Source organism: Acidovorax sp. GW821-FHT10E03 (assembly GCF_059415205.1).
Genome location: NZ_JBWKMU010000003.1, coordinates 467,441 through 491,388 on the forward strand (window position 1 = coordinate 467,441; position 23,948 = coordinate 491,388).

The 23,948-nt window shown below is 66.6% G+C and carries 26 protein-coding genes; 12 read left to right on the plus strand and 14 right to left on the minus strand.

The window, feature by feature from the left end; genetic code table 11:
* Positions 1 to 46: 46 nt before the first annotated feature.
* The 10 genes from AC07OD_RS07975 to AC07OD_RS08020 form a co-directional block, all read right to left on the minus strand.
* The gene (locus tag AC07OD_RS07975; protein WP_218294616.1) at positions 47 to 856 is read right to left on the minus strand and encodes an ATP-binding cassette domain-containing protein; all 810 of its coding nucleotides are present in this window, start codon (positions 854 to 856) and stop codon (positions 47 to 49) included.
* A 4-nt stretch (positions 857 to 860) separates the two neighbouring features.
* Positions 861 to 1,823 carry an aliphatic sulfonate ABC transporter substrate-binding protein gene (locus tag AC07OD_RS07980; protein WP_492244912.1) on the minus strand — a complete coding sequence of 321 codons (963 nt, stop codon included), beginning with the start codon at positions 1,821 to 1,823 and terminating at the stop codon, positions 861 to 863.
* Between the two features lie 45 nt (positions 1,824 to 1,868).
* On the minus strand, positions 1,869 to 2,741 hold the full coding sequence (gene ssuC / locus AC07OD_RS07985; RefSeq protein ID WP_492244913.1) for an aliphatic sulfonate ABC transporter permease SsuC: 873 nt from the start codon (positions 2,739 to 2,741) through the stop codon (positions 1,869 to 1,871).
* Positions 2,738 to 3,112 carry a VOC family protein gene (locus AC07OD_RS07990; RefSeq protein WP_218294613.1) on the minus strand — a complete coding sequence of 125 codons (375 nt, stop codon included), beginning with the start codon at positions 3,110 to 3,112 and terminating at the stop codon, positions 2,738 to 2,740. Before AC07OD_RS07990 ends, ssuC begins: the two co-directional genes overlap by 4 nt.
* Positions 3,113 to 3,134: 22 nt before the next feature.
* A complete protein-coding gene (ssuD, locus tag AC07OD_RS07995; RefSeq protein WP_494596017.1) occupies positions 3,135 to 4,298 on the minus strand; it encodes an FMNH2-dependent alkanesulfonate monooxygenase in 1,164 nt (387 codons plus the stop codon).
* A 26-nt stretch (positions 4,299 to 4,324) separates the two neighbouring features.
* Positions 4,325 to 4,546, minus strand: a complete 222-nt coding sequence (locus AC07OD_RS08000) for a hypothetical protein (protein WP_492253426.1) — start codon at positions 4,544 to 4,546, stop codon at positions 4,325 to 4,327.
* Positions 4,547 to 4,717: 171 nt separating this feature from the next.
* Positions 4,718 to 5,674: a sulfonate ABC transporter substrate-binding protein gene (locus tag AC07OD_RS08005; RefSeq protein ID WP_494596019.1), complete on the minus strand. Its 957-nt coding sequence runs from the start codon at positions 5,672 to 5,674 to the stop codon at positions 4,718 to 4,720.
* Positions 5,675 to 5,717: 43 nt separating this feature from the next.
* Positions 5,718 to 6,674, minus strand: a complete 957-nt coding sequence (locus AC07OD_RS08010; RefSeq protein WP_218341170.1) for a sulfonate ABC transporter substrate-binding protein — start codon at positions 6,672 to 6,674, stop codon at positions 5,718 to 5,720.
* Between the two features lie 258 nt (positions 6,675 to 6,932).
* Positions 6,933 to 7,523, minus strand: coding sequence for an NADPH-dependent FMN reductase (ssuE, locus tag AC07OD_RS08015; protein WP_218294609.1), 591 nt, complete (start codon positions 7,521 to 7,523; stop codon positions 6,933 to 6,935).
* 113 nt (positions 7,524 to 7,636) lie between these two features.
* Positions 7,637 to 8,662 (minus strand): sulfate ABC transporter substrate-binding protein, encoded by a 1,026-nt coding sequence (locus AC07OD_RS08020; protein ID WP_494596022.1) that lies wholly within the window; start codon positions 8,660 to 8,662, stop codon positions 7,637 to 7,639.
* A gap of 165 nt (positions 8,663 to 8,827) precedes the next feature.
* Here AC07OD_RS08020 and AC07OD_RS08025 point away from each other — a divergent pair, with 165 nt between their 5' ends.
* The 12 genes from AC07OD_RS08025 (at position 8,828) to AC07OD_RS08080 (ending at position 20,630) form a co-directional block, all read left to right on the plus strand.
* A complete protein-coding gene (locus AC07OD_RS08025; protein ID WP_218294608.1) occupies positions 8,828 to 9,103 on the plus strand; it encodes an oxidative damage protection protein in 276 nt (91 codons plus the stop codon).
* Between the two features lie 270 nt (positions 9,104 to 9,373).
* Positions 9,374 to 11,287 (plus strand): bifunctional tRNA (5-methylaminomethyl-2-thiouridine)(34)-methyltransferase MnmC2/FAD-dependent 5-carboxymethylaminomethyl-2-thiouridine(34) oxidoreductase MnmC1, encoded by a 1,914-nt coding sequence (gene mnmC, locus AC07OD_RS08030; protein ID WP_494596055.1) that lies wholly within the window; start codon positions 9,374 to 9,376, stop codon positions 11,285 to 11,287.
* A gap of 146 nt (positions 11,288 to 11,433) precedes the next feature.
* Entirely contained in the window at positions 11,434 to 12,237 is an 804-nt protein-coding gene (locus AC07OD_RS08035) for a sulfite exporter TauE/SafE family protein (protein WP_218340995.1), read from the plus strand.
* Positions 12,238 to 12,247: 10 nt separating this feature from the next.
* Positions 12,248 to 14,035, plus strand: a complete 1,788-nt coding sequence (locus tag AC07OD_RS08040; protein WP_494596025.1) for a nitrite/sulfite reductase — start codon at positions 12,248 to 12,250, stop codon at positions 14,033 to 14,035.
* A 29-nt stretch (positions 14,036 to 14,064) separates the two neighbouring features.
* Positions 14,065 to 14,454 (plus strand): DUF934 domain-containing protein, encoded by a 390-nt coding sequence (locus tag AC07OD_RS08045; protein ID WP_494596027.1) that lies wholly within the window; start codon positions 14,065 to 14,067, stop codon positions 14,452 to 14,454.
* 43 nt (positions 14,455 to 14,497) lie between these two features.
* Positions 14,498 to 15,121 carry a phosphoadenosine phosphosulfate reductase domain-containing protein gene (locus tag AC07OD_RS08050; protein ID WP_218294604.1) on the plus strand — a complete coding sequence of 208 codons (624 nt, stop codon included), beginning with the start codon at positions 14,498 to 14,500 and terminating at the stop codon, positions 15,119 to 15,121.
* Between the two features lie 169 nt (positions 15,122 to 15,290).
* Positions 15,291 to 16,259, plus strand: coding sequence for a sulfate adenylyltransferase subunit CysD (gene cysD / locus AC07OD_RS08055; RefSeq protein ID WP_218294603.1), 969 nt, complete (start codon positions 15,291 to 15,293; stop codon positions 16,257 to 16,259).
* Positions 16,259 to 17,626 (plus strand): sulfate adenylyltransferase subunit 1, encoded by a 1,368-nt coding sequence (locus AC07OD_RS08060; RefSeq protein ID WP_369642723.1) that lies wholly within the window; start codon positions 16,259 to 16,261, stop codon positions 17,624 to 17,626. Before cysD ends, AC07OD_RS08060 begins: the two co-directional genes overlap by 1 nt.
* 114 nt (positions 17,627 to 17,740) lie before the next feature.
* On the plus strand, positions 17,741 to 18,070 hold the full coding sequence (gene fdxA, locus AC07OD_RS08065) for a ferredoxin FdxA (RefSeq protein WP_055393870.1): 330 nt from the start codon (positions 17,741 to 17,743) through the stop codon (positions 18,068 to 18,070).
* Between the two features lie 124 nt (positions 18,071 to 18,194).
* Positions 18,195 to 19,250: an NAD(P)/FAD-dependent oxidoreductase gene (locus tag AC07OD_RS08070; RefSeq protein WP_494596031.1), complete on the plus strand. Its 1,056-nt coding sequence runs from the start codon at positions 18,195 to 18,197 to the stop codon at positions 19,248 to 19,250.
* 126 nt (positions 19,251 to 19,376) lie between these two features.
* On the plus strand, positions 19,377 to 19,736 hold the full coding sequence (locus tag AC07OD_RS08075) for a nuclear transport factor 2 family protein (protein WP_369642725.1): 360 nt from the start codon (positions 19,377 to 19,379) through the stop codon (positions 19,734 to 19,736).
* Between the two features lie 12 nt (positions 19,737 to 19,748).
* Positions 19,749 to 20,630 (plus strand): GyrI-like domain-containing protein, encoded by an 882-nt coding sequence (locus AC07OD_RS08080; RefSeq protein WP_494596034.1) that lies wholly within the window; start codon positions 19,749 to 19,751, stop codon positions 20,628 to 20,630.
* A gap of 98 nt (positions 20,631 to 20,728) precedes the next feature.
* Here the strand turns inward: AC07OD_RS08080 and AC07OD_RS08085 are convergent, their stop codons facing one another.
* From AC07OD_RS08085 to AC07OD_RS08100, 4 genes are all read right to left on the minus strand, one after another.
* On the minus strand, positions 20,729 to 21,358 hold the full coding sequence (locus tag AC07OD_RS08085) for a recombinase family protein (protein WP_494596036.1): 630 nt from the start codon (positions 21,356 to 21,358) through the stop codon (positions 20,729 to 20,731).
* 410 nt (positions 21,359 to 21,768) lie between these two features.
* On the minus strand, positions 21,769 to 22,950 hold the full coding sequence (locus AC07OD_RS08090) for a zonular occludens toxin domain-containing protein (RefSeq protein ID WP_494596038.1): 1,182 nt from the start codon (positions 22,948 to 22,950) through the stop codon (positions 21,769 to 21,771).
* Between the two features lie 6 nt (positions 22,951 to 22,956).
* On the minus strand, positions 22,957 to 23,259 hold the full coding sequence (locus AC07OD_RS08095) for a DUF2523 family protein (protein ID WP_494596040.1): 303 nt from the start codon (positions 23,257 to 23,259) through the stop codon (positions 22,957 to 22,959).
* Between the two features lie 2 nt (positions 23,260 to 23,261).
* Positions 23,262 to 23,948, minus strand: a 687-nt coding sequence (locus AC07OD_RS08100) for a virulence factor TspB C-terminal domain-related protein (protein ID WP_494596042.1), incomplete at its 5' end; no start/stop codon positions are given.

Genomic DNA, 23,948 nt, shown 5'->3' on the forward strand with positions numbered 1-23,948 from the left:
TGACAGAAGAAAGAAAGCAATGAAAGGCAGCAGGCGCCAGAAACGGCTACACCGCCCAGCGCAGACCATGCGCAGGCACGCCGGGCCACGGCGCTTCGTGCGCCGGCTCGCCGTCGGGCTTTTGCAGCACGCGGTCCAGGATGCGTTTTTCAATGGCGGCAAAGGCAGCGTCGCCGTGCGATCGCGGGCGTGGCAGGTCGATGCGCTGGTCGAGCGCGATCTGGCCGTCCTCGATCAGGATCACGCGGTCGGCCAGGGCCACCGCCTCCTGCACATCGTGGGTCACGAGCAGCGCGGTGAAGCCGCTGCTGCGCCACAGGCCTTCGATGAGGCGGTGCATCTCGATGCGGGTCAGCGCATCGAGCGCGCCCAAAGGCTCGTCGAGCAGCAGCAGGCGCGGGTTGTGCACCAGCGCACGGGCCAGGGCCACGCGCTGGCGCTGGCCGCCGGACAGGCGCGCGGGCCACTCGGTCAGGCGGTCACCCAGGCCCACGCGCGCCAGCACGTCGGCGGCGGCGCCGCGCCGCGCAGGCGGCAGGCCCAGGGCCACGTTGTCGGCCACGCGCTTCCAGGGCAAGAGGCGCGAGTCCTGGAACATGATGCGGGTGTCGTCGCTCAGCCCGGCCACGTCCTTGCCGTCCAGGCGGATCGCGCCGCCCGAGACGGATTCGAGCCCGGCCACCAGGCGCAGCAGCGTGCTCTTGCCGCAGCCGCTGCGGCCCACGATGGCCACGAACTGGCCGGGCTCGATCACGAGTTCGGTCTTCTTGAGCACGTCGCGGGTGCCGTAGCGCTTGTCCACGCCGCGCACTTCCAGGCGCACGCCTTGTGCGGCGGGGGTGTGGGTCTGGGTCATGGTGTCAGGCTCCGGTCTTGAACAGCGGCACGTCGAGCGCATTCACGCGCCTGGGCAGCAGCTTTTCGGCAAAGAAGGCATCGGCGATGCGTTGTTGTTCAGTCAGCGCCGCGGGCACCACGGCACGCACCTCGTAGCTGCGGCGGCTGTTGGCCAGCTCGATCACGCCCGCATCCAGCCCCCACACGGGCGCCAGCAGCGCGGCCGCGTCCTTGGGGCTTTGCTTGACCCAGACGCCAGCCTTTTGCAGCTCGGTGAAGAACACGCGCAGCACGTCGGGCCGCGCCTGGGCAAACGGGGTGCCGGCCAGGTAGTAGCGCTGGTAGGAGGCCAGGTCGCGCCCGTCGGCCAGCACGCGCACGGCCGACTGGTTTTGCACGGCGGCGAGGAACGGGTCCCACACCACCCATGCGTCGATGGCGCCGCGCTCGAAGGCGGCGCGGCCATCGGCGGGGGTCAGGTAGGCGGGCTCGATGTCCTTGAACGACAGGCCCGACTTTTCCAGCGCGGCGATCAACAAGAAGTGCACGCCGGCGGCCTTGGCAAAACCGATCTTCTTGCCCTTGAGGTCCGCGACGGTCTTGATGGGCGAGTCGGCGCGCACCACGATGGCCTGGGCCGACGGCGATGGAGACTCCTGCGCCACGAAGGTCAGGTTGGCGCCTGCTGCCTGGGCGAACACCGGCACGGTATCGGCCACGTCGGCACTCACATCGATGTTGCCCAGGTTCAGCGCTTCGAGCAGCGGCAGGCCGCTGGTGAACTCGTGCCACGTCACCTTGACGTTGAGAGGCGCGAGCAACTGCTCCAGCGTGCCGCGCGTGCGCAGGATGGTGGTGAGCGTCGATGACTTTTGAAGTCCGATGCGCAAGGTTTCAGGCTTGCCCTGCGCGGCGGCCAAACCGCTCGACAACGCGGCGATGGCACCCAGCACGGTGCGCCGGTGAAGGTTGAAAGAGGTGGTCATGGTGGTCCGCAATTCTTGGAATGAAGGGTCGGGCTGCAGTGCGCCTTACGGCGTCTGGTAGCCCGGATGCCAACGCAGCCAGTAGCGCTCCAGGCCCTTGGCGAACAGGTCGGCCAGCTTGCCCAGCAGTGCGTACAGCAGGATGCCGACCAGCACGATGTCGGTCTGCAAAAACTCGCGGGCGTTCATCGTGAGGTAGCCGATGCCCGCCTGCGCCGAGATGGTCTCGGCCACGATCAGGATCACCCACATCAGGCCCAGCGAGAAGCGCAGGCCCACCAGAATGCTGGAGAGCGCGCCGGGCAGGATGATCTGTTTGTACAGCTGCCAACGGCCGAGGCCATAGGTGCGCCCCATCTCGATCAGGCCCGGGTCCACATTACGGATGCCGTGGAAGGTGTTGAGGTAGATCGGGAAGAACACCGACACGCTGATGAGGAACAGCTTGGCCGACTCGTCGATGCCGAACCACAGAATCACCAGCGGGATCAGCGCCAGCGCAGGGATGTTGCGCACCATCTGGATGGTGGAGTCGAGCAGGGTCTCGAACAAGCGCACCGAGCCGGTGAGCAAACCCAGCAGCAGGCCCAGGCCACCGCCGATGGCCAGGCCCGCCAGCGCACGGCCGGCGCTCACCTTGACGTGGGTCCACAGCTCGCCCGACACGGTGAGCGTCCACGCGGCCTTGATGACCTCGAGCGGCGCCGGCAGTACGCGGGTGGAGAGCCAGCCCTGCGACGATGCGATCTGCCACAGCACGATCAGCCCCACGGGCACGGCCCAGGGCAGCAGGCGCTGCGCAACACTGGCAAGGAAGCGGGCCAGCGGCGCGGGCAGCAAGGGACTCTCGATCGGCAGATCGACGGAGTCGGCCACGGGCGATACCTGCAGCTCTCGGACAGTCTGTGTCTGTGTCATGGGTTGATTTCCGGTTCGTGGTCAGGTTCCAAGAACTCCAGCTGGTTGCCCGCCGGGTCCTTGACGTAAAAGCGCAGGTAGCCGGGCAGTGCGCGGTTTTCCACCAGCGCCAGTTCGGCCTGCAGCAGGCGGTGGCGCAATGCGGGCAGGTCCTGCACCTCGAAGGCCAGGTGCGATACCGCGGGCGCGGGCTGCCAGTGCTCGGTGGGCACCAGGTCGATGCGCTGCGTGCCCGCGGCAAAGCGCAGCGTGTTGCCCGCCTGCAGGCGCACTTCGGGCAGCCCCAGCAGACTGGCATAGAAGCGCCGGATGGGCGCCTCGGCACCGGCCGGAAAGGCCAGCTGCACATGGTTGATGGACTGGATGCTCATGGCATGGCTCCTGTCAGGGGTTTCAGCTTTGCGACGCACGTGGCACGAAGTCGTTGGCCACGGTTTCGCCAAAGGGGCCGAGCGGGTTGCCGCCAGCGAGCTTCTCGCGCACGCCCAGCGGCAGCAGCGGGAACACCAGTTCAGCGAAGCGGTAGGCTTCTTCCAGGTGCGGATAGCCCGACAGCACGAAGTGGTCGAGCCCCAGGTTCGCGTATTCGGTGATGCGCGCGGCCACCGTCTCGGGGTCGCCCACCAGGGCCGTGCCCGCGCCGCCGCGCACCAGGCCCACGCCGGCCCACAGGTTGGGGCTGATCTCCAGGTCTGCGCGGCTGCGCTTCACACCCCCGGCATGCAGCGCGGCCATGCGGCGCTGGCCTTCGGAGTCCATGCGTGCAAAGACCGACTGCGCGCGCGCCACGGTTTCGTCGTCCACATGGCTGATGAGTTCTTCAGCCGCGGCCCAGGCCTGCGCCTCGGTCTCGCGCACGATGACGTGCAGGCGGATGCCGAATTTCACGGTGCGGCCGTGTTTGGCGGCACGGGCGCGCACGTCGGCCACCTTCCTGGCGACTTCGGCCGGGGGCTCGCCCCAGGTGAGGTAGGTCTCGACCTGCTCGGCCGCCAGGTCGTGCGCAGCGTCGGACGAGCCGCCGAAGTACACCGGCGGGTGCGGCTCCTGCAGCGGCGGGAACAGCAGCTTGGCGCCTTTGACGGACAGGTGCTTGCCCTCGTAGTCGAAGGTCTCGCCCCGGTGGCTGCGCGTGAGGATTTCGCGCCAGATGCGGATGAACTCGGCCGACTGCTCGTAGCGCGTGGCGTGGTCCAGGAACACGCCATCGCCCTCCAGCTCCGCGCGGTCGCCACCGGTCACCAGGTTGATGAGCAAGCGCCCGCCCGACAGGCGGTCGAAGGTGGCGGCCATGCGGGCGGCCAGCGCGGGCTGGTGCAGGCCGGGGCGCACCGCGACCAGGAACTTGAGCTTCTTCGTGACCGCCAGCAGGCTCGATGCGATCACCCACGGGTCTTCGCACGAGCGGCCGGTGGGAATGAGCACGCCTTCGTAGCCCAGGCTGTCGGCGGCCACTGCCACCTGCTGCAGGTACTCGAGGCTGAGCTGGCGCGCGCCCCTGGCTGTGCCAAGGTAACGGCTGTCGCCGTGGGTGGGGATGAACCAGTAGATTTTCATGGTGTCGCTTTGCCGTGTGGGGGTCATCAATAGGAGAAGGCCAGGCCGTAGCCCGCCAGCGAAAAGCCGAAACGCAATGGACAGGCCCGCATGCCCCCCGCCGCCACATCGGCACGCACACCGGCATGCACACGGTTGCGCGTGCGGACCGGCCTGCGCGCCGGCGCCTTCAGGCGCCAGGCGTTGGCCGTGGTGCGCAGCACGCGGCGTGCTGCGTCGTGGACAGGGTTTGCGAAAGCGTTGGGCATGTCAGGGCTCCTTGGTTTCAATTGCGGCGGACTGTTGACCCGAGGCCGTTAAAACTGGCGCTGCCAAGGCCAGTGCCACCGTGGAACCGGCTTTGCCGGGCCACCGGAGGCGTCCCCCTCCCGCGCAGCGAGAGAGGGGGAAGGCGCGAAGCGACTCAGGGGGTGCACCCTCTACCACGGCGAGCGCGCCACGTCGCGCACCTGGATCCGCCGGGGAATCAGCTTCAAGTCGAAGAAGGTGTCGGCGATCCTTTGCTGTTCGGCCAGGATCTCGGGCGTGACCGGGCCCGTGCCGTACTCGGCACGCGACGTGGACAAATCGAGCACGGGCCTGGGGATGCCGAACAGCGGGGCCAGTTCGGCCGCCAGCAGGTCGCGGTTGACCTTGGCCCAGATGTCGATCTTGTTGATCTCTTCGATGGCGATGCGCAGCACGTCGGTGTTCTTGTCGGCGTACTGCAGCGACGAGAAGTAGTAGGCGCGGTTGCCCACCACGCCGGTGGCGTCGGCCAGCAGGCGGGCGTCCAGCGTCTTTTCGGCGGCAGCGGCAAACGGGTCCCAGATCACCCAGGCGTCCACAGAGCCTTTTTCAAAAGCGGCACGCGCATCGGCGGGCGGCAGAAAGGCCACGTTCACATCGCTGTACTTCAGGCCGTGCTTTTCCAGCAGCTTGACCAGGAAGTAATGCACGTTGCTGCCCTTGTTGAGTGCAACTTTCTTGCCCTTGAGATCGGCCACGGTCTTGATGGGCGAGCCCTTGGGCAGCAGCACGCTCTCGGCCTTGGGGCGGGGCACGGTGGCGGCCACATAGGCCAGCGGGGCGCCCGCGGCCTGCGCGAAGATCGGGGGGGCTTCGCCCACGTCGCCGAAGTCGATGGAGCCGACGTTCAGTGCCTCCAGCTGCTCGGGGCCGGCCGTGAACTCGGTCCATTTGATGGAGACACCCAGCGGGGTCAGACGCTTTTCGAGCGTGCCGCGGCCCTTGAGAAGGCTCAGGAAGCCCTTCTGGTGGCCGATGCGGAACTCACGGGCGGGGGTTTGCGCCAACGCACCGAAGGCCGGCAGCGCGACTGCGCTGGCCGCACCCTGGACGAGGCGGCGGCGGGACAGGGAGATCGAAGTCGTCATGGTGTTCTTCTAAAGATGGATGCGTATGCAATGGGCCGGGGCATCAGGGCTGGGCGCCGAGCACCACTGCGTCGCTCACCTTGATGGCCTTGGGGATCAGCTTCAGTTCGAAGAACGTGTCGGCGATCTTTTGCTGGTCGGCCGCGACATCGGGCGTGATGGGCTTGACGTTGAATTCGTAGCGCTGCAGCGCCAGCTCGACCACGTCCACCGGCAGGCCTTGCAGCGGCGCGATCAGCTCTGCGGCCTGGCGCAGGTTCTTCTTGAGCCAGATGCCTTGGGCCACCGAGTCCTCGAACAGTGCCGCGACGACCTTGGGGTTCCTGGTGACGAAGTCGCGGGCACCCAGGTAGTACTGGTAGTTGTTGACCACGCCGCCCGTGCCGTCGGCCAGCACGCGGGCGCCGGTGGCTTTCTCGGCGGCGGCCTGGAACGGGTCCCAGATCACCCAGGCATCCACGTTCTTGCTCTCGAACGCGGCGCGGCCGTCGGCCGGGGCCAGGTACACGGGCTGGATGTCGGAGAGCTTGAGGCCGTTCTTCTCGAGCTGCCTGACCAGCAGGTAGTGCACGTTGCTGCCCTTGTTGAGCGCGACCTTCTTGCCCTTGAGGTCGGCCACCGACTTGATGGGCGAGTCCTTGGCCACCAGGATGGCCTCGGCGCGCGGCGCGGCGGGGTCGTGCCCGAAGTAGACGAACTTGGCACCGGCGGCCTGGCCGAAGATGGGCGGTGCCTCGCCCACGTAGCCCACGTCCACGGCGCCCACGTTCAGGCCTTCCAGCAGCTGGGGGCCAGCCGGAAACTCGACCCACTTCACGCCGAAGCCCAGGGGAGCGAGCTTCTTCTCCAGCGTGCCCGCCGCTTTTTGCAGCACGAACAGGCTGGCCGACTTCTGGTAGCCAATCCGCAGCTCGCCCCTGGTCTGGGCATGCACCGGCTGCGCCAGCAGGAAGGCGGCGATCAGCACGAACGCGGTGAAGACCACGAAGCCGATGAACATGTTGCGCAGGGCGGCCAGCCCGCCGGAGGGCGGGGCATCGTGGGCGCGGTCTGAGCTGGCTGCGCCGTCGCGTGTCAGTGTGCTCATGGTGAATGTCCTTTGAATCATGAAAAAAAAGGGGGCGTCTGAACCGGGCAGTGCTCCGCCCTGCCCACCGCTGCGGGCAGCGGGGCCATCGAAAGAGGGAAACGAAAAATGGGGGAGCCCGGCCGGGCCGCGGCACCCCACCGCTGCGGATGTGCGGGCGGGCGGGGCCCCTCAGACGCTACATCGCACCTGCGAGAAATGCACCGGCGCGAACCGCGTGGCCTGGGCAGGGAACGGGCGCAGCGTCTCGGTCACGAGCACGTTGACCGCATCGTCCAGCCGCGTGGCGATGTCGTCGTTCAGGTGGTAGGCGCCCTCGGGCGTCAGCGTGACCTGCGCATCGGTGGCATAGATGCCCGGCAGGATGCTCTTGGCACCCAGCGACTGCAGCACGGGGCGCAGCGCGTAGTCCAGCGCCAGCATGTGGTGCGGGCTGCCGCCGGTGGCCAGGGGCAGCACGATCTTGCCCTTGAGCGCCGTCTGCGGCAGCAGGTCCAGGAACACCTTGAGCACGCCGCTGTAGGCCGCCTTGTAAACCGGCGTGGCCACCACCAGCACGCTGGCCCGGGCCACCTGGTCGACAGCGCCCACCACGGTGGGATGGCCGAAGTCGGCCAGCAGCAAGGCCTGGGGCGACAGGTCGCGGATATGGATGCGGTCCACCAGCGCGCCGCGCACCGACAGGCGCTGGGCGACAGCGTCCAGCAGGGCGGCGGAGCGGGAACGCTCGGAGGGGCTGCCGGCGATGAGAAGAGCGGACATGAAATGTGTTTCCAGAGGGCGTGACTTGGCCAGCGCCACCGTGGATCCGGCTTCGCCGGGCCACGGGTGGCGCCCCTTGAGGGGAGGCGGCCGAAGGCCGCTTCGGGGTGAGCCTATTTTTTGGTGTAGATCTGGTCGAAGCTGGCGTTGTCGGCAAAGTGCTCCTTGGCCGCCTTGTCCCAGCCACCGAACGCGTCGTTGATGGTGAACAGGTTCAGCTTGGGGAACTGCTTGGCGTACTTGGCCTTGGCCTTGTCCGACACGGCGGGGCGGTAGAAGTGCTTGCCGGCGATGTCCTGGCCTTCTTCGGTGTACAGGTACTGCAGGTAGGCCTCGGCCACGGCGCGCGTGCCCTTCTTGTCCACGTTCTTGTCCACCACCGTCACGGCGGGCTCGGCCAGGATGGAGATCGAGGGCGCGATCACGTCGAACTTGGTGCCGAATTCCTTTTCCAGCAGGTAGGCCTCGTTCTCCCAGGCGATCAGCACGTCGCCCTGGTTACGCTGGGCGAAGGTGATGGTGGAGCCGCGCGCGCCGGTGTCCAGCACGGGCACGTTGCCGTACAGCTTGGCCACGAAGTCCTTGGCCTTGGCGTCGCTGCCCCCGTTCTTGCGCTTGGCGAACTCCCAGGCGGCCAGATAGTTCCAGCGGGCGCCGCCCGAGGTCTTGGGGTTGGGCGTGATCACGCTGATGCCGGGCTTGACGAGGTCATCCCAGTCCTTGATGCCCTTGGGGTTGCCCTGGCGCACCACCAGCACGATGGTGGAGGTGTAGGGCGAGCTGTTGTGGGGCAGGCGCTTTTGCCAGTCCTTGGGGATCCAGCCGCCGTTGGTGTGCAACGCGTCGGTGTCGCCGGCCAGCGCCAGGGTGGCCACGTCGGCGTCCAGCCCGTCGATGATGGAGCGCGCCTGCTTGCCCGAGCCGCCGTGGCTTTGCTTGACGGTCACGTCCTGGCCGGTCTTGGCTTTCCAGTGCCTGGCGAACGCCTGGTTGAAGTCCACGTACAGCTCGCGCGTCGGGTCGTACGACACATTGAGCAGCGTCACAGACTGTGCAAACGACGGCAATGCCGTCAGGGCCAAACTCCCCGCCAGGGCGGCGGCGAAGGGAAACTTGATAAAGTCGCGGCGAAAGTTCATAGGGAGCCTCTTTTTTTCGAATGCAAAACGGTGCAACTCACCGATGAAACGCATTCTGGAAGACCCTCTTCAAAACTGGAACTACTGAGATTTCAGTTCTTTATATCCAAATCATCTGAGCAGCCCTTTGCGCTGCGGCAGACTCCACCATCAACAAGGAACCCCATGGCACGCACCGTTCAATGCATCAAGCTCGGCAAGGAAGCAGAGGGCCTCGACTTTCCGCCCTACCCCGGCGAGCTGGGCAAACGCATCTGGGAAAACGTGAGCAAGGAAGCCTGGGCAGGCTGGCTCAAGCACCAGACCATGCTGGTCAATGAAAACCGCCTCAATCTGGCCGACGCGCGTGCCCGCCAGTACCTGGCCCGCCAGATGGAAAACCATTTCTTTGGCGGTGGCGCAGACGCCGCGGCGGGATATGTCCCGCCCAGCGCGCAATGAAGCGCAGCGAAATGCAGCGCTGCAAAAAGTGGTTTCGCCAAAACCACTTTTTCGGCGGTGGTGCGGATGCCGCAGCGGGCTACGTCCCGCCGAGCGCGTGAGCCTCCATGTCAGTTTTCCGTAGCATTGCCGACCACCCGCAGCCCATGAAACTGGCGCTGCCCGGGCGAGGTAGCCGCGGAACTGGATTTGCCAGGCCGCTGGCTGCGGCCCCCTCCCACGCGAAGCGTGAGAGAGGGGGACGGAGCGAAGCGACTCAGGGGGTGCGTCATCTCCGAGCCTGTTGACTGGCTGCCGGACGGCACCCCCTACAGCCCCCGTTTTGGTGACCGCTACCACAGTGAAAATGGCGGCCTGGACCAGGCCCGCCGCGTTTTCCTGCAGGGCTGCGGCCTGCCTGGCGCCTGGGCGGGGCAGCCGCAATGGCGCATTCTGGAAACGGGGTTCGGCTTCGGGCTGAACTTCCTGGTGACCTGGGCCGCCTGGCGGGCTGACCCCGCACGCCCCACCCTGCTGCACTTCGTGTCGACCGAGGCCTGGCCCGTGAGCGCGGCCGACCTGCTGCGCGCCACCACGGCCCACCCCGAGCTGGCCCCCTTGGCGCAGGAGCTTCATCGCCAATGGTGGGGCCTGCTGCCCGGGGTGCACCGGCTGCGGTTCGACGGAGGCCGGGTGCTGCTCACGCTGTGTGTGGGCGATACGCAGACCGTGCTGCGCCAGCAGCAGCTGACGGTGGATTCCATCTACCTCGACGGTTTCAGCCCGCAGCGCAACCCCGGGATCTGGGACCTGCACACCCTGAAGGCCGTGGCACGCTGCTGCCAGCGCGGCACCCGCCTGTCCACCTGGACCATCGCGCGCGCGGTGCGCGACGCGCTCACCCAGTGCGGCTTCGTGGTGGCCCGTGTCCCGGGCGTGCCGCCCAAGCGCGACAACCTGCACGCCCAATACGACCCCCACTGGGAGCCGCGCACCGCCCCCCGCGCACAGCCCGAACCCGCGCTGCCCGACGATTGCATCGTGATCGGCGGGGGCATCGCCGGCGCGGCCAGCGCGGCCAGCCTGGCGCGCCGGGGCTGGCAGGTGCGGGTGCTGGACAGCGCCGCGGAACCCGCCGCCGGGGCCTCGGGCCTGCCGGCGGGGGTGTTCGCGCCCCATGTGTCGCCGGACGACAGCGTGCTGTCGCGCCTGTCGCGCAGCGGCGTGCGCACCACCCTGCAGCAAGCCCGATGGCTGCTGCGCGAAGGCACCGACTGGTTGGCCTGCGGCGTGCTGGAGCACCGCACCGACGGCACCCCCGGGCTGGCCGCCAGCTGGGGCCAGGGGCCCGGCGTGGACTGGAGCGAGCCGGCCCCGCCGGCAACGCTGGCCGCCGCGGGCCTGGGCCGCGAAGCCACCGCGTGCTGGCACAGCCAGGGGGGCTGGATACGCCCCGCGCGCATGGCGGCCGCCCTGCTCGCGCAACCCGGCATCCACTGGCAGGGACACTGCGAGGTGGCCCGCCTGCGGCGTGTGGGGGCCGCCGGCGCGGCGCCCGTCTGGCAGGCGCTGGACGCCTGGGGCCAGGTGCTCGCCCAGGCGCCCACCGTCGTCATTGCCGCGGGCGCGGGCAGTGCGATGCTGCTGGAACACCGATGGCCCCTGCAGCCCGTGCGCGGGCAGGTGTCCTGGGGCGAGCACCAGGCAGGCCCCGGGCCCGGGGTGCCTTTTCCCGTGAACGGCAACGGCAACCTGGTGCCCCGCTTTCCGCTGGGTGACGGCCCGTGCGGCCCGGCTGCGTGGGTGATGGGCTCCACCTTCGAGCGCGATGTGGATACCCTGCCTCCGTCCGGGGCCGACGTCCAGGCGGCCCACGCGGCCAACTGGGCCAAGCTCCAGGCGCTGCTGCCCCAAACGGCCCCGGTGCTGCGCGCGGCCTTTGCCGCCGCACCGCAGGCGGCGGAGGCTGCGCCCGGCCCCCTGCACGCCTGGGCCGCCGTGCGCTGCACCGCGCCCGACCGGCTGCCGATCGTGGGTCCCGTCGACGCCGAGGCGCTGCCCGGGCTCTGGGCCTGCACAGCGATGGGCGCGCGCGGGCTGACCCTGGCGCTTCTGTGCGGCGAACTGCTGGCCGCCCGCCTGCAGGGAGAACCCCTGCCCATCGACACGAAACTCGCCAAAGCGCTGGGCAGCGAACGGTTGTAGCGGGCCTGTAACAGCTTCGTGACCGGGAATCACGGCGGCTTACCCCGTGGAAACCCGCGCCAATCCTTGCTTATAAGCAAATAGGCATATTGGAAGGACGAAACAATAGTTTGCATCCATAAGCGAGCATCCTACATTCGCACCCTATGCATGAATTGGTGTTTGTCTTCGCAGGCTTTGCGGTCGGGTTCATCGTGGGCCTGACCGGGGTCGGCGGCGGCTCGCTGATGACCCCCGTGCTGATCTTTTTCTTCGGCGTGAAGCCCCACCTGGCCATCGGCACCGACCTGCTGTTTGCCGCATTCACCAAGATGGGCGGCACCGTGAGCATGGCGCGCCAGCGCCTGGTGCCCTGGCGCGTGGTGGCCCAGCTGTGCGCGGGCAGCATTCCGGCCGCGCTGCTGGCGCTGTGGGCGCTCAAGGTCCTGGGCCCCGCCAGTGCCCAGGCGCAGCGCATCATGACGACCACGCTCGGTTTCGCGCTGCTGTTGACAGCCGCGGCCACGCTGTACAAGGTGGTGGCCTTCTCGCGCCAGCGCCAGGCGGCCGACCATGCCAAGCGCCAGGCCAGCACCGAGCAATCCACCCGCCCCCGCCACTGGAGCCTGCCCGTGCTGCTGGGCGCCGTGATCGGCACGCTGGTCACCTTCACCTCGGTGGGCGCGGGCGCCATCGGCGTCACGGTGTTGCTGCTGGTCTACCCCCTGCTACCCCTGCCCCGCGTGATCGGTGCCGACATCGCCTATGCCGTGCCATTGACCCTGGTGGCGGGTCTGGGCCATGCCACGCTGGGTTCGGTGGACTGGCCTTTGCTTGCACAATTGCTGGCTGGCTCGTTGCCGGGCATCTGGCTGGGCTCGCGCCTGGTCACCCGCACCCCCGAGCGCCTGATCCGCTCCGCGCTGTCCCTCCTGCTGGCCTGGGCAGGCGCCAAATTAATAATGATCTGATTGGTCCACGATGTATCAATACACACCCTTCGACAAGACGTTCGTCAAGCAGCGCGCCCGCCAGTTCCGCGACCAGCTCAACCGCTGGCAGGCCGGCAAACTGGCCGAGGACGACTTCCGCCCCCTGCGCCTGCAAAACGGCTGGTACGTGCAGCGCTACGCCCCCATGCTGCGCGTGGCCGTGCCCTACGGCGAGATCGCCAGCCGCCAGCTGCGCGTGCTGGCCACCATCGCCCGCGAGTACGACGAGCCCGAAGCGGCCGTGTTCAAGGCCGCCATGGAAGGCCAGGGCCTGCTGGGCACCACCTTCCTGCCCAAGAACTGCGCCCACTTCACCACGCGCACCAATGTGCAGTTCAACTGGATTCCGCTGTCCAAGAGCGCTGACGTGATGGACCTGCTGGCCACCGTGGACATGCACGGCATCCAGACCAGCGGCAACTGCATCCGCAACACCACCACCGACGCACTGGCTGGCGTGGCCGTGGATGAGATCGTGGACCCGCGCCCCTACGCGGAAATCATCCGCCAGTGGACCACGCTGCACCCGGAGTTCGCGTTCCTGCCGCGCAAGTTCAAGATCGCCATCAGCGGCGCCAAGGACGACCGCGCCGCCACCGGCTGGCACGACGTGGGCCTGCACCTGGTCAAGAACGAGGCGGGGGAGATCGGCTTCAAGGTCTTCGTGGGCGGCGGCATGGGCCGCACGCCGGTGATCGGCACGGTGATCCGCGAGTTCCTGCCCTGGAACCAGGTCATGAATTACATCGAGGCCATCGTGCGCGTGTACAACGAGCACGGCCGCCGCGACAACAAATACAAGGCACGCATCAAGATCCTGGTCAAGGCCGAGGGCCAGCAGTACATCGACGACGTGGAAGAAGAGTACCGCCAGATCATGGAGATCGACGGCGGTCCGCACACCATCCCGCAGGCCGAGTTCGACCGCGTGGCCGCCTGCTTTGTGCCCCCAAAGCTGGCCGACATTGCCGACGTGGCTCCCGCAGCCTTGCAGGCGTCGCTGGACGCACAGGCGGCAGAGCATGTGATGTTTGGCCGCTGGCTCAAGCGCAACGTGCACGCGCACCAGAACCCGCAGCTGCGCGCCGTGACGCTGTCGTTCAAGCGCCCCGGCCAGTCGCCCGGCGACGCGACCAGCGAACAGCTGATCGCCGTGGCCGACCTGGTGGACAAATACTCCGCCGGCGAAGCCCGCGTGACGCACGACCAGAACGTGGTGCTGCCCTGGGTGCATGCCAGCCGCCTGTTCGAGCTGTGGCAAGAGGCCAAGGCCCTGGGCCTGGCCAGCGCCAACGTGCAGCTGCTCACCGACATGATCGCCTGCCCCGGCGGCGACTTCTGCGCGCTGGCCAACGCCCGCTCGCTGCCGATCGCCGAGGCCATCACCCAGCGCTACCAGGATCTGGACGAGCTCGACGACATCGGCGAGATCGACCTGCACATCAGCGGCTGCATCAACAGCTGCGGCCACCACCACAGCGGCCACATCGGCATCCTGGGCGTCGACAAGGACGGCAAGGAGTGGTACCAGGTCACCCTCGGCGGCTCCGACGGCTCCGACCTGTCGGGCGCCGCCGTGGCCGGCAAGGTCATCGGCCCGTCGTTCTCGGCCGCCGAAGTGCCCGACGTGATCGAAGCCGTGCTCACCACCTACCGCAGCCTGCGTGAAAGCGGCGAGAGCTTTCAGAATACCGTGCGCCGCACCGGCCTGGACCCCTTCAAGGAAGCCGCCAAGACTGCCCGCCACCCCGCCAAGGAAGAACTGGCCACGGCCTGATCGCCAGCCGCCGCGCCCTGATAAGACCCATGAAAATTCTTGCCTCCCAAGACCACCAGCCTCCCGCAGAGGGCGATGCCCGCGCCGTGGCGCTGGCCAACGATGCCGATCCACTGGCCCTTCCGCTCGACGGCGTCGAGCGCGTGGACCTGCATTTCCCCAGCTTCACCGATGGCCGCGCGTTCAGCCAGGCCTTCTTGCTGCGCCGCCGCCGCGGCTTTGCGGGCGACATCCGCGCCACGGGCGACGTGCTGATCGACCAGCTGGTGCAGATGCAGCGCACGGGCTTTTCGTCGGCCGTGCTGCGCGATGGCGTGGACCCGGCCGATGCACAGCGCCAGTTCGAGATGTTCCCCGGCTTCTACCAGGGCGACGCGGTGCACCCGCAGCCCCTCTTTGCCGACAAGGCTGCCGCCTGAGCCAGGCCGCAGCGCTGCTACGCACACCCACGAGCACTCCACCATGAGCCAATTCGATCTCGCACGCGTCAATGCCGACCTGGGCCGCAACGCCGAAGGCCTCGTCGCCTGGGCATTGGGCCTGGGCCAGAGCCCCATCGTCACCACCAACTTCCGCCCGTTCGAGGCGGTGATCCTGCACATGGTGTCCGCAGTGAACCCCGATGTGCCGGTGGTCTGGATGGACAACGGCTACAACACCGAAGCCACCTACCGCTTTGCCGACGAGGTGACGAAGCAGCTGGGCCTGAACCTCAAGATCTACCTGCCGCGCCGCTCGCGCGCGCACCGCGAAGCCGTGGAGGGCGCAACGCCTGCACTGGACGACCCGCGCCACGCAGCGTTCACCGAAGAAGTGAAGCTCGAGCCCTTCGCCCGCGCCTTGCGCGAGACCGCGCCCAAGGTGTGGTTCACCGCGCTGCGCGCCACCGACACCGCCGTGCGCGCACAGATGGACCCGGTGAGCATCAACCCCGACGGCCTGATCAAGGTGGCGCCGCTGCTGCACTGGTCGTCCAAGGATCTGCACGAATACTGCGTCCAGCACGGCCTGCCCAACAACTTCGACTATGTGGACCCGACCAAGGGCGAAGAGAACCGCGAGTGCGGCCTGCACATCGCGCATTGACCTCGAAAATGACTCCCCCTGAGCCGCTTCGCGTCTTCCCCCTCTCTCGCTGCGCGGGAGGGGGACACGCCCGGTGGCCCGGCAAAGCCGGTTCCACGGGTGCACTGGTCTCGAGTGCGCCAGTGGCATGCGCCGCAGCCTTTGAACTGATGACCGAGAGCACCCGACCATGAACGCACGCACCGACTCAGCGCTGCTTGAGAAAAAGACCAACAACATGAGCCACCACCTGAACAATTCGCACCTCGACGCCCTGGAAGAGGAAACCATCTTCATCCTGCGCGAAGTGGCCGCCGCCTTCGAGCGCCCCACCCTGCTGTTCTCGGGCGGCAAGGATTCGCTGGTCATGCTCAAGTGCGCCGAAAAAGCGTTTGGCACCAAGGCCAGCGGCGGCGGCATTCCCTACCCGCTGCTCATGATCGACACGGGCCACAACTTCCCCGAGGTCACGGACTTCCGCGACTTCCGCGCCAAGGAGCTGGGCGCCGAACTCATCGTGCGCAGCGTCGAGGACTCGATGGCGCGCGGCACCGTGCGCCTGGCCCACCCCGGCGAATCGCGCAACGTGCACCAGTCGGTCACGCTGCTCGAAGCGATCGAGGAATTCCGCTTCGACGCGCTCATCGGCGGCGCCCGCCGCGACGAGGAAAAGGCCCGCGCCAAGGAGCGCATCTTCTCGCACCGCGACAGCTTCGGCCAGTGGCAGCCCAAGGCCCAGCGCCCCGAGCTGTGGACCCTGTTCAACACCCGCCTGCAGCCCGGCGAACACTTCCGCGTGTTCCCCATCAGCAACTGGACCGAACTCGACGTGTGGCAGTACATCGACCGCGAGAGCATCGCGCTGCCCAGCATCTACTACACGCACAAGCGACAGGTGGTGGACCGCAAGGGCCTCCTGATGCCGGTGACCGAGCTGACCCCGCCGCGCGAGGGCGAGACGGTGCAGACGCGCGACGTGCGTTTTCGCACGGTGGGCGACATCACCTGCACCGCACCGGTGGAGAGCACGGCGGCCACGGCCGCCGACATCGTGATCGAGACCCTGGCCGCCGACGTGAGCGAGCGCGGCGCGACGCGCATGGATGACAAGACCAGCGACGCCTCGATGGAAAAGCGCAAGAAAGACGGGTACTTCTGATGACCACTATGAATTCGATAGCTACTAGCGCTTATGCATCAAGCGCTGGCGGCCAAAATGACCACATTTCCGCCCTGAAGTTCATCACCTGCGGCTCGGTGGACGATGGCAAGAGCACATTGATCGGCCGCCTGCTGGTGGACAGCAAGGCCGTGCTGCAGGACCACCTTGCCGGCGTACAGCGCCAGGGCGAAACCGACCTGGCCCTGCTCACCGACGGCCTCAGCGCGGAGCGCGAGCAAGGCATCACCATCGACGTGGCCTACCGCTACTTCGCCACCGAAGAGCGCAAGTTCATCATCGGCGACGCGCCCGGCCACGAGCAGTACACCCGCAACATGGTCACGGCCGCCAGCAGCGCCGACGCGGCCGTGGTGCTGGTCGATGCCACCAAGCTCGACTGGAAGAACGCCGACCTCGCCCTGCTGCCGCAAACCCGCCGCCACAGCCTGCTGGCCCACCTGCTGCGCGTGCATTCGCTGGTGTTCGCCGTGAACAAGCTCGACGCGGTGGAAGACCCAGCGCTCGCCTGGAAGCACATCCAGGGCGCGCTGGCGGCGTTTGCCCAGGCCGCCGGCATCGCCGTGCGTGCGACGGTGCCCGTGTCGGCGCTCAAGGGCTGGAACGTGGTGGACGCCCACGCGGGCTGGTGCGGCTACGAGGGCCCCACGCTGCTGCAGGTGCTCGAAGCCCTGCCCAACACGCCCCCCGACACGGCGCTGCCCCTGGCCTTCCCGGTGCAGTGGGTCGAGAAGTTCTCGTCCTCGTCCGACACATCCCAAGGCCGCCGCGTGTTCTGGGGCCGTGTGGCCTCGGGCAATGTCACCCCCGGCACGCCGGTGCAGATCTTCCCCAGCGGCCAGCTGGCCACCGTGGCCCAGGTGCTGGACCATGCCCGCCGCCCCACCGACGTGCCCGCTGGCACCAGCGCCGGTTTCATCCTCGACCGCGAGGTGGACGTCTCGCGCGGCGACTGGATTCTGGCCGCGCCCGCGGCCACCACCGCCCCCGCCGAGGACGACTTCGACACGCCGGCCAGCGTGCCCGCATGGCCCGCCAGCCGCGAGCTGCGCACCACCGTGGCCTGGATGGACGACGAACCCCTGGTCGCCGGCCGCGTGTACTGGGCGCTGCACGGCCACCGCTGGGTCAAGGCCAAGGTCAAGGCCGTGGTGCACAAGCTCAACATCCACACGCTGGCCGAGGAAGCCGCCACGCAGCTCGACCCCAACGCCATTGGCCATGTGGACCTGCTGCTGCAGGAGCCGATCCCCGCCGCAGCCTTCGGCAAGGCCCGGGTGCTCGGATCGCTGATCCTGGTGGACACCGCGAGCCACAAAACCGCTGGCGCCGTGCTGGTCAACTGATCCAGATCAGCGCCACCCCCCCAAGTCACCCCATCCGGGGAAGGGGCCCTGTAACCAAAGGTCGGTGAAAGCTTCTAAAATTGAGGGTTTTCACCGACCCACACAACCTTTGTCATGACCCACGTCGTCTCCGAAAACTGCATCAAGTGCAAGTACACCGATTGTGTGGACGTGTGCCCCGTGGACTGCTTCCGCGAAGGCCCGAACATGCTCGTCATCGATCCCGACGAGTGCATCGACTGCGCCGTCTGCATCCCTGAGTGCCCGGCCAACGCCATCTTTGCCGAAGAAGACCTGCCGGCCGACCAGATCGCCTTCATCAAGCTCAATGCCGACCTGGCCTTCGCCGACGGCTGGAAGAGCATCACCAAGCGCAAGCCCGCGCTGCCCGACGCCGACGAGTGGAACGGCAAGCCGGGCAAGGTCAACGAACTGGTCAAGTGACCCCCCTGAGTCGCTTCGCGCCATCCCTCAAGGGGGACGCCACCAGTGGCCTGGCAAAGCCAGTTCCACGGTGGCACAGGTCTTTGGCAGCGCCAGTTTCGGGCGCTGCGCGCGTGGCTTGAGCATGATTCAAGAAACCGACGCCGTCGTCATCGGCGCGGGTCCCGTGGGCCTGTTCCAGGTCTTCCAGCTGGGCCTGCAAGGCATCACCGCCCACCTGATCGACGCCCTGCCCCATGCGGGTGGCCAGTGCGTCGAGCTGTACGGCGACAAACCCATCTACGACATCCCGGGCATCCCGGTGTGCACCGGGCGCGAGCTGGCCGGTTTGCTGCTTCAGCAGATTGCGCCGTTCAAGACCCAGTGGCACCTGGGCACGCTGGTCTCCGCACTCACCGTGCAGGCCGATGGGCGCCTGCTGGTCGAAACCTCGCAAGGTGCGCAGCTGCTGGCCCGCAGCGTGTTCATTGCCGCAGGCGTGGGCGCCTTTGTGCCGCGCACGCTCAAGGTGGATGGCATCGAGCGCTTTGTGGGCACCCAGGTCCACTACCAGAACCTGCCCTCCACGGCCCACGTGGCCGGGCGCCATGTGGTCGTGCACGGCGGCGACGAGCCCGCCGTGGCCCGCGCCGTGGAACTGGCCGAACAAGGCCAGGCCGCCCGCGTGAGCCTGCTGCACCGCCGCGATGTGTTCCAGGCCCCGGATGCCCTGCTGCAGCGCCTGCAGCAACTGCGCGATGCGGGCCGCATCCACGTCGAGGCCGCGCAGATCACCTGCATTGAGACCGCTGGCGACCAGCTGACCGCCTTGCAGGTGGCGGACGCCGATGGCAGCAGCCGCGCCCTGCCGCTCGACGTGCTGGTGGCCGTGCTCGGCATCTCCCCCCGGCTCGGGCCTATCGCCGACTGGGGCATCGCCCTGGAGCGCAAGCAACTCGTGGTGGACACCGAGGCCTTCCGCACCAGTGTGCCCGGCATCCACGCCGTGGGCGACATCAACACCTACCCCGGCAAACGCAAGCTCATCCTGTGCGGCTTCCACGAGGCCACGCTGGCGGCCTTTGGCGCGGCCGAGGCGCTCAAGGGCGACAAGGTGGCGCTGCAATACACCACCACGAGCCCACGGCTGCACCAGCTGCTGGGTGTGGCGCCGGCCTCTGCGCCTGCCGCCAGCACGTAGTCCAGGCGGATCAGGGCACCACCATGCCGTGCCCGAACGGCGCGCCCACAAATAAGCACAAAATGTCCAAAAGGCGCGCAAGCGCCCGGCACGATGGCGTCTCCATTCACCCATCAGGAGCACACCATGAGCCAACAACCCCTTCAATCCATCTGGGACACCTACACCGCGTCGTGGAAGACCGATTCGGCCGCGGACCGCACAGCCCTTTTTACCCAGTCCCTCGACCCCGCCTGTACCTACAACGACCCGCTGGCCACCGCCCAGGGCTGGACCCAGCTGACCGCCTACATGGACGACTTCCACCGCCAGGTGCCCGGCGGGCATTTCGTGACCCACTATTTCGCCAGCCACAACCAGCAGAGCATTGCCAAATGGAACATGGTGGATGGCAGCGGACAGGTGATCGGGGAAGGCGTGAGCTACGGCCGGTACAACGACCAGAACCGGCTCGTGGCCATGACCGGTTTCTTTGAAACCCCGTGAACGGACGCCAACGTGCTTTATCTGCGGCAAATCCAGGAGGGCATCGATTTCATCGAGGCCCATCTCGAATCCGACATCCAGCTTTCCGAGGTGGCGCGGGCCGCGGGGATGAGCCAGTGGCACTTCCAGCGGATCTTCAAGGCGCTGACCAACGAAACCCTGAAGACCTACATCCGCTCGCGCCGGTTCTCGCGGGCGCTGGAGCAGTTGACCAGCACGCGGCTGAGCGTGCTCGACATCGCACTGGCGTCCGGATACGAGACGCAGGAAAGCTTCACGCGCGCGTTCCGGGATTGCTTTCGGCTCACGCCGTCGCAGTACCGCAAGATGGGCAACCGCTCCCTGTTCGTGCGCAAGATCCGGTTTGACGAAAGCTACCTCGCGCACATTCACCACAACATCTCCCTGGCACCCGACATAAAGGTGCAGCCCGCCATGCAGCTGGTCGGGCTGCCCACGGACTACTACGGCATCGATTCCGAAAAGAACAACCTGGGCCAGAAGCTGCCGCCCCTGTGGGCGAAATTCCTGCCCCGCCTGGGCGAGATTGCGAACACCGTGCCCGGCGTCTGCTATGGCGTCGTGGCACCGGCGGGGCCCCACACGGAAGCGCTGCGCTACCTGGCCTGCATCGAGGTGAAGGGCCCCGGCGCCTTGCCACCGGGCATGGTGGCCATGGAAATCCCCGCATCGACCTATGCGCGCTTCACCCACCGGGGCCCTGCGCAGAATGTCGATGCGACGGTGAACTACATCTACTCGAGCTGGCTGCTGTCGGCGGGCCCATCGCACACCCTGGGGCCGGATCTGGAAATCTACGGTGCCCAGTACCACCCGACGTCCGGCGACTCGGTGATGCACTACGCGATCCCCATCGCCCGCCCCGCGCCCTGAGCGCCCCACTACAATGGCCTCGCGTTCCTTCTGGAACGCCCACGCTAGGGGTGTCGGGACCGGGCCACCGGAACCGACTGAGAGAGTCCCTTTGAACCTCAATGAACAGACTTCGTAGCTGCCTCCAAATACGGCCCCAGAACCGGGGGAAGCAAGGGCCCATTGGCCCTTTTTTTTCGTCTTGCCAACGCCCGAAAAATCGACTTCGGTGTTGTGTCCCACATCTCCGCGAGAAGCTTCCATGTGTACCAACCAGATGCATACATCGCGACGATTTGATCAAGCTCCGCATCGGTGATCACCAGCGGACGACCACCCCAAGTAACACCACGCATGCGCGCTGCGACCTGTCCCGCTATAGCGCGTTCGCGAATCATTGATCGCTCCAACTGCGCCACCGCGCCCAACACCTGAACCATAAACATGCCAATTGGTCCGCTTGTATCAAGCGGCTCAGTCAAGGAGCGGATAGAAGCTCCTGCCATCTGAATCTTGTCCAAAATTGTGAGCAAATCCTTTAGTGATCGGGCCACACGATCCATTTTGTAGACGACAAGAATATCCCCACTTTTAAGTCTCGCAAGTACCTTTTGGAGCTCCGGACGCGAGCCGACAGAGCTAGTTTTTTCTTGATAGATATCAACAACACCAATCGCGCGCAAAGCATCCATCTGAAGGTGTGTTTCCTGATCCCGCGACGATACGCGGGCGTATCCAAAAAGCGCCATTTCGTTTCCTCCCTGCGGCAAATCTTGAAACTCTTACCAGTTGGTAAAAGGGAGAAATAGCGGCCGAGCCAAACGTAGGACATCAGGGGCAAGTAAGTGCTATGTGCATCACGCCGCGCTCTTGTCCGCCTCCTGGCCGCGCTGCGCTTGCGTCCCTGCGGCGGCCCTTCGGCGGCTACCTGCTGACGGCCAGGACTGGTAAACCTTTGAAGGCCCGCAGATCGCGGGCTTTTTTTGCGATCGCAAGCTATCAATCTGATAGCGATTTCAACCAGGCAGGAACTCACCGGTACGGGTCGATTGGCGGCCTTACATGGGGTTTGTCACCCCATACCCCGACCCCACCACTGCGGCACAAGGCCTCCGTTCCCGGGGCCCCGGTTTGTCTCTCAGAACGATGTGGCGCGCCGTCAGCCGCCTTGACTGCCGCTGTTGTGCGGGTGGACGTTGAACGCAGGGTTTCTGATGCCCAGCGCCTGGGGTATGTCGGCCTGGGTGATCTGGCCTGACGGCTGCGATTCGGGCTTGGGCATGGGCACCGTGCGCACCTGCTGCGGTGGTGGCTCTGCGGGGCGCCCTCGGGCCTGCAGGGGCAGCATCTGCGGCCCTTGAATGGCCTGCTGGCCCTGCTGCTGGTTCTGCTGCTGCCAGTCCACAAAGAAGCCCTGCGCCACGATCTGCAGGCACACTGGGCCGCTGACCTGCAGGAGCGTGGCTTGCTGTGTGTAGCACTTGCAGGTTTTGCCCATCGTGATGCACGCCGCAGGGTATGGCGCCACGGTGGGCTTGGTTACCTCGTCATAGGCCGGGGCCGTGTGCGGGAAGTCTTTGAGGCGCGGTGAGCGCTCCTTGATGTACTGATCGGGGGTGAGCTTCGCCGCTACCTGCTGCGGCATCGCATTGGCCTGGGCCTGGGCCTCGCTGGCGGTTTTCGCCTGCACCTTCGCCTCGGTCTTTGCCAGCAGCTTGGACGATGCAAACCAGATCAGCAGCGGGATGAGCAGCACGCAGGCCAGGAACACCCACACCTTTGCCGGTATGCGCTTTTTGGCGGTGTGCAGGCTGGATGACTTGTACCAGCCGTAGACCTCCTTGGGATAGCCCACCATCGAGATCGCGCAGTCCTTGCCCCCGCCCGCCTTCTCGCAGTTCGGGTTGACAGCCGGGGATTCGAGCACGCTGACCATATCCACGCCAAAGGAGCGCTTCAGATGGCGGTGCCATCCAGGCGGGCCAATCAGGCGCCGCACGAAGGTGTCTATCTGCTGCGGGTGCTGGGTGATCAGATAGAAATCGAATCCGCGGCGTCGATGCTCTGCCAGCATCTTGACCTGATCTGGCACGACCGCGCCGGTCGCACGATTGGGCAGGTCGTTATGGGCCTCATCGATCAGGAATATGGTCCCATCGGGCTCTGCCTGCCAGTCCTTGAAGTCGATTTTTTTCCAGCTCGACAACTCCCCGCCTTCGACCGGCTCAAACCGCCCGTTATGGCACACGGGGCGGCTTTCCTTGAGCTGGCGTTCACGTACCCACTTGAGGGTATTGAGGGTCTTTCCCGCGCCGTTGGCGCCCGTGATCAGATGCAGCATGGCGCCCTACTTCTTACGGAACCGCTTGACCGCACCATCCATCCCACTGAGGCCCAGGCGCACGGCAACCGCCGAGGTTACGATGCTGATGGCCACGCCGACCTGCATGTACGAGAGCAGCCCTACAAGGTCCGCAGGTAGGCCCGTTAATGCAGCGATGGCATCGGACTTGAGGCGGTTCAACACGAGGTCAACGCCCGTGTACGTGACCACCGAGACGGCCAGGGATACGAGCACCTGCCCGACGAGGCTCCCCGCGATGTTCAAGAGCATGCCGCCTGCAGCGGCGATGAATGCAGGTAGTGCCATGATCAATCCTCCTTCTTCGATCCAGAAACGATGCGGAACCCGACCAAGCTGGCGACGGCCACCAGAATCCAGCCCATGTAGCCCAATGAGGGGCAGATTTTTGACATCGGCAGAGTGACGCCAAAGCCCACCACCGTGACGTTCAAGTCCTGTATGCAGGCACCACCGCCCAAGAGGTTTTCACGGCTCAGGCGCGTCGACACATCGATGGTTTCATTGCCCGGCAGGTCTTTCGTAACGTCGCGGTTGCGGCCCTTGGCCTTCTCCTCGTTGTAGAGCTTGGATTCGGGTGATTCGTCATCCATCAACTGACAGGCCCTGCGGTGCTGCTCCTTCGCTATGGCACACTGGATGGCATCGCCCTCGCATGAGAACCCCGCGACACACGAGCCAGCAAATCCGCTCTCTCCGTCGCCGTCGCCCTCCCCGTTGCCATTGCCATTGCCGCCCCCATCGGGCGGTACACCGGCATTCCAAACGCACACTTCATTCACCAAGTGCGTACCCACGGGGCAGGTGCCGCCTTCGGGCGGTTTGGGATTGATCACGCACCAGTTCCCCTCACGGTGGAAGCCCGGGCCACAGTCGCCGTTCTCGTTTGGTTTTTCCGGGATGGGCTTGCCGGGCGGCGAGGGAGAAACGCAGCTGGTGCCTACCTTGGAGGTTCCAGGGGGACACGTGCCGTTGCT